This is a genomic window from Ruegeria sp. YTSA135 (assembly GCF_059610165.1).
In genome coordinates this window covers 1-4,979 of the sequence record NZ_JBXWNC010000038.1, presented here as the reverse complement: position 1 = coordinate 4,979, position 4,979 = coordinate 1, and the positions used below count along the sequence as shown (strand labels likewise).

The 4,979-nt window shown below is 52.4% G+C and carries 7 protein-coding genes and 2 pseudogenes; 4 read left to right on the top strand and 5 right to left on the bottom strand.

All coding sequences use genetic code 11. From position 1 onward, the window contains the following. Positions 1–37: 37 nt before the first annotated feature. Both AC2FIT_RS22465 and AC2FIT_RS22460 read right to left on the bottom strand, forming a co-directional pair. Positions 38–373, bottom strand: coding sequence for a hypothetical protein (locus tag AC2FIT_RS22465; protein ID WP_496832625.1), 336 nt, complete (start codon positions 371–373; stop codon positions 38–40). Between the two features lie 363 nt (positions 374–736). Beyond that, positions 737–1,036, bottom strand: a complete 300-nt coding sequence (locus AC2FIT_RS22460) for a hypothetical protein (protein ID WP_170337109.1) — start codon at positions 1,034–1,036, stop codon at positions 737–739. 555 nt (positions 1,037–1,591) lie between these two features. Between AC2FIT_RS22460 and AC2FIT_RS22455 the strand changes: the two genes are divergently transcribed. The 3 genes from AC2FIT_RS22455 to AC2FIT_RS22445 all read left to right on the top strand — a co-directional run bounded on the left by AC2FIT_RS22455 (position 1,592) and on the right by AC2FIT_RS22445 (position 3,472). Beyond that, positions 1,592–2,107, top strand: coding sequence for a DUF805 domain-containing protein (locus AC2FIT_RS22455; RefSeq protein ID WP_496832623.1), 516 nt, complete (start codon positions 1,592–1,594; stop codon positions 2,105–2,107). Between the two features lie 74 nt (positions 2,108–2,181). After that, entirely contained in the window at positions 2,182–2,952 is a 771-nt protein-coding gene (locus AC2FIT_RS22450; RefSeq protein WP_496832621.1) for a hypothetical protein, read from the top strand. Continuing rightward, positions 2,936–3,472: a hypothetical protein gene (locus tag AC2FIT_RS22445; protein WP_496832619.1), complete on the top strand. Its 537-nt coding sequence runs from the start codon at positions 2,936–2,938 to the stop codon at positions 3,470–3,472. Before AC2FIT_RS22450 ends, AC2FIT_RS22445 begins: the two co-directional genes overlap by 17 nt. Positions 3,473–3,906: 434 nt before the next feature. Here the strand turns inward: AC2FIT_RS22445 and AC2FIT_RS22440 are convergent, their stop codons facing one another. The 3 genes and pseudogenes from AC2FIT_RS22440 to AC2FIT_RS22430 form a co-directional block, all read right to left on the bottom strand. Next, positions 3,907–4,350 carry an IS66 family transposase gene (locus AC2FIT_RS22440; RefSeq protein ID WP_496832617.1) on the bottom strand — a complete coding sequence of 148 codons (444 nt, stop codon included), beginning with the start codon at positions 4,348–4,350 and terminating at the stop codon, positions 3,907–3,909. After that, the gene (locus tag AC2FIT_RS22435) at positions 4,319–4,495 is read right to left on the bottom strand and encodes a transposase (protein ID WP_496832616.1); all 177 of its coding nucleotides are present in this window, start codon (positions 4,493–4,495) and stop codon (positions 4,319–4,321) included. The genes AC2FIT_RS22440 and AC2FIT_RS22435 overlap by 32 nt, the downstream gene beginning before the upstream one ends. Positions 4,496–4,619: 124 nt before the next feature. Further along, positions 4,620–4,835 (bottom strand): annotated as a pseudogene (locus AC2FIT_RS22430) (IS5/IS1182 family transposase); the annotation flags it as partial. Between AC2FIT_RS22430 and AC2FIT_RS22425 the strand changes: the two are divergent. Continuing rightward, positions 4,836–4,979 (top strand): annotated as a pseudogene (locus AC2FIT_RS22425) (transposase); the annotation flags it as partial. It lies immediately after the preceding pseudogene.

The following is a 4,979-nucleotide window of genomic DNA, read 5'->3' as shown; positions in this document are numbered from 1 at the left end:
TCCTTGGTGTTTACAATTAGCCAGAGACCCTCTCTTATCAAATCAACCTAAACTGTCCCATTGGCGCTGACGTTAGACACGCTTCTCGTAACTTTGACAGAAATTCATCGCATGCCTGTGCGCTGCCGGCGATCTCATCTGTTGGTTCAATACCTTGTAGCGATGCCATCTCGGAGTTTACGCGATTGAGGATCTGATCCGCTTGCTCGGCGGTGATCAGGTTCTCGGCCTGTGCTCCTTTCAATGTGGAGCAGACACCGGCGGACAAGCCAGTCGCTACGCCAACACCCATCGCAGCACCGCCACCCAAGGTCATCGCCCCAATGACGCCGAGGACGAGCCCTATCACAACGCCCAAGATCACTCTTCCCATGTTTTATTCCCTTTTGGTGAGAATGAGTTTGGTCTTCACTATTGGCGCAAACCGTGTGCCCATCTGCAAATCAAGACCAGCGCCAACAGGTTGAGCGCCGGTGCAATCGCCGCGAGCCACGGTTTGGCCGTATCTGGAATCAGGTCCGCTAAAAGTATCCAAGGCAGTCCCATTGGCAAAAGGAACACACCGGACAAAGGGTCTCTTTCTTGTCCCAACCAGCCAAGTGTACCCGTCAGAAACGCAAACAACGCCAACAGGTAAAGGGTCGCAAACGCGATGATGGTGGTTCTACAAACCAAGTCGAGCCTCAGCAGATCAAGCCAGTGCTGCGCAACCGATTTCGGCTACGCAGCAGACTGCTCACAATGCGCCTTCGTCGCCCAAGAACTCGATGCCAGCTGTCGCGCCATCACTGTAGGCAATGCAATTCCAAGGAGCACGATCCTCGCCAACGCCAACCGTGACTTGTGTTCCAGCTTCGCTAAACGCAGACGACAGCACAACGACTTGCGAATTGTTCGTTGTGTTAGCTACATCTCGCAAACACGCTTGCTGAGCGGGCGTGAGCTCGGCGGACGCGCTTGATGTACTCGTATCGTCGCAGGCCGCAAGCAGTGCGAAACATGTCGCGCCTGCAATCATCACCATCTTGTTAGACATTTTCTTCTCCCTCTGGTTCCCTTGAAATTAGTGAAATTGGATGCGCTTGTTTGAAGCTCTCGCGTCTGTGCAGCCAATAGAACATACCTTGATCCTGTGACTACCTTTCCCAGAACTTGCCGCGGGGGGCTTGGTCGGCGGGACGATATTTCGTTGACTAACGGGGCCGACAATAACGTGTGAAGGCCGAATGACGTCACTAGCAAATGCTAGAGCAAACTCTGGAAAGAAGGCGAGTACGTTAAGTCTGAGCATCGCGTCCTCCCAACGCTCAATCATTGTAAAGTGCCTTCCGACCGCCAGCACTCACTCCAGCAGTCGGAAGGGCCCGACAAATCGGGCGACAGCGACAACAACGGAGGTAAAATAAAGTTGTGTCGAATTCGCATGTTTGAATCTTATTTTTAATAAATCAATATTTTTTCCGCGCGTAAATTTCTCTACGCTCTCGTACGATAGGCCTCTGCGTCAAACAAAAAAGTAAGTGGGAGCTGCGAGTGTGTTCCCCTGAGCGGCGAAGCGATTTGAGGCCGCAAAGAAAGAATGGAGTGAAATATGGGATTTGGTGAAGCAGTAAAAACGTGTTTCTCAAAATACTTCCAGTTCTCCGGTCGGGCTTTACGCTCAGAATACTGGTGGTTCTTCTTGTTTGTGGTTCTCGTGAGTGCTGCTTTAGCTGTGCTGGATACGATCATATTCGGGACCAACCCTGAAACAGGGCAAGGATCTCGGGTTCTGTCCTCTGTTTTCCAACTGGCTGTTCTCATACCTATGCTGGCCGCCGGTTGGCGAAGGCTGCATGATACAGGACGACCTGGCTGGTATTTGCTGCTGCCGATGGCGCTCAGCATTACAACGCTTTTTGTTATGCTGGGTGGGGTGGCGTTCTTTTCGGTATTGGAGCAAGGGGCCGAAAACCCCGATGCATTGCGAGGACCAGCGGCAGTCCTGGGTGTGACCGGTATTGTTGTTGTCTCAATTCTTCAATTGGTTCTGTCCATCCTGATGATCTGGTGGCTGACGCGACCTTCCCAAGAAGGCGCAAACGAATACGGCGCAACTGCTTCCTAACCTTGTTGCCCAGGTAATGGGCCGGAATCTCTGGCTGAATGACAGTGCGAACTACAACACCATGGAGAGAGAAAATGAGTTTCAAAACGATTTCCATTGGAGCGTTGGTGATGGCAATGGCGACCACCGCATCGGCGGAGTGGTCGTTCAACTCTGGGCCTAATCCCAATGCATTTATTCAGACCGTAAACATGACGCTGGAACTTCAGTGTGACCGTATCCGCTTTGCTCCGGCTGGATACGAGGACAGCCAGGACATTGTACAGAAGCAAGGGCTTTCCATTCGTTTCTTGAAGAATGGCACCACCGAAGTTGGCGCATTTCAGGTTGGCGCAGAAAACGCTGACGTGCAGATCGTCGACAATTATCCTGTCGAGGTCAGTTTCAATAGTCAGCAGGATTATGGTTTTGTACTGGACCAGCTCGCGGTCAATGCATCCGTTAACCTGTCCATGATTGATCAAGATGTCAGCTACGGAATCTTTGACTTGAAAGGTTCCAGCGCGGCAATTCGGTCCCTTCGTTCCGCCTGCGATTCAGATATTAACCAAGGGGCCTCCTACGAACCCCCCGAAGGCATCGTCTATTGTGGTGGCGGAGCGATAAAACGCGTGATCGAACCCGTAATATTGGACAATCCGGAGGGGGAGTGGGACGCGCGCGTAACGGTCAACGGCGAGTCGATCAGAGCTATGACGGCCTACAGCTACTTCGGAAACTCTGAGCCGCCAGCCGGGTTTGTCGTCGCCCTGCTTGGGGAAGACAGGTCCGAGTTTCTGATTTTTAGCGAAGGCTCGGCAAACTGGTTGGAGTACGGGGACTACAGGTATGATCAGTGCAATTAATACCTCCTTCCAACCAGCCTCCCAAATAGCGCGTCAGATGAAATATTTGGTCGCCGGGGTTGTGCTTGCTTCGGGCCTTGTTTGGACCTCACCAGCTGTCGCGGCCGATGTATCGCAACTTCCGCCCGGTTTGCAGGCGAAGGTTGATCTGGCGGCACGAGCCTGTGCGGAGTTCAACGACGGTCAGTTTGACATAGCCTGGGGCGCGGTTGAAAGGGTCGATCTCGACGGAGATCTACAACGCGACTGGGTTTTGAATGAGTCTGGTTTCGCGTGTTCGAGTGCTGCATCACTTTACTGCGGAACTGGCGGATGCATGTCGCACTTCTTGATTGAAGAGCAGGTTCACTCCTTGCTCAATCGAGGCTGGACGGTCGTTGATTTCGGGCGTCAACGCATTGTCCTTGCGGATGTCCACGGAACCAATTGTGACGGAATAAACCCGACGCCTTGCGTCACCGCCAGTGTTTGGGATGCGGAAGCTAAGACGTGGCGCTCGTCAGCTGGCGATTGGGAATAAGCTGCGTTTGAGCATTGCAGATAAGCTATAGGAACTGGTTTGTTCGATGGGTTCTCAGTAGCACGCAAACTTATGGGCAAATCGTGCAAAGTTATGCGCAAATACCGCGCAGAGTTATGGGCAATCTTCCAAGATTTTCTTCAATGAAATCAATGTTAAAGATGCAGCGTTATGAGCGCTCCTACAACTGTGTAGGGGCGCGCACAAACTTTTGCAGACTTGTTGTCATCAGAAACTGACTATTCGCTCAATTTGAGCATTCTCTGGGTATCGAATGCCGCGACATAATCTGTCTCCGTGAATGGAGAATACTGCTTTTTCGTGCCTGTCCGTAGTGCAAACTGTTCAGCGAAATCTTCCAGCTCGAGTTCGCTTTTGCCCTCTAGTTTTGCATTGGTGAGGGCGTCAATTAACAGTTCGATGACAAGGCCCCATCAATGTGCACAAGCGAAGTCCAGTCGACTTAGAAAGTCCTTCGTAATCAGCGGCAAACTATCAATCTCCACTTCTTCCGCGTAGGCAAACAACAACTCGTGAAGTTCTTCTTCATCACGCTTTAGATTGATCTCATCGAAATGAACGGGATCCACGAGCGCATCAAGTTGTTCGTAAGAGCGCACGTAATTGGACAATGTGGGCACACCAGAAAGGATCAACATCAAGGGCCAGCGGGGCTCTCCGAGTGGCGATTGGGCCGAGACGCGGGCACGGTTGGCGATTAGCCAAGCTTCGAAGATTGTGATAATCGGCTTTGATCGTTCCTGTCGGACTTCCCACCGTGCCTTGTGGCTTTGGCCGCGGATATCCTTCTCGATCCGGTAAAGGGCCGTGATCTGCTTCAGCGCCTCATCGGCAATCGGTGTGGTGCCGGATATCATACCGACGAGCCACCTCGTTCACCGTCGCGCCTTCAACCAGCGTCTCGGCAACAATCCGGGCCTTTACCGCATCCGGCCATCGCCGATTACCACGAGGGCCGACAATCTCATCAATGTCCGTGAGAAACTCCGTTGAGTGCTCCATGGAGAAAATCCCTGCATAATTCCAATACGCACGGACTCGCAGATCAAACGCCCATAAGGAAGGTGGGGTCAGAACTACGGTTACAAAATGTCGGTGCTGATTGAAGGTGAGAGTGCCTTTTTTGTTAGGTTGTTTTCGATTTCTGCGATGCAGGAAAGGTCTTCGCCAGTTTATGGAGGTATTGGGCGGTGGCGGCGAGGAGGAATTTGCCATTTACGCCGCATGGGCCACGTAATCGGAGGCCAAGGATGCCTTTGCGGTGTGCAAACAGCATCTCGACCTTCTTCCTAAACCTCATTGACATTTCGTATTCGCGGGTCTTAGCGATATTTCGGGTGACCTATCGCCCTCGCGCACCCAATCCGGTGAGCGTGATCTGTCCGGTGGCATTACCAAGGCAGGGGGTATCAATCTGAGGCGGGCGCTGCGTCAGGCTGCGACTGTCATGATGAACCGGGGACGCTCGACATGGTTGCGAACATGG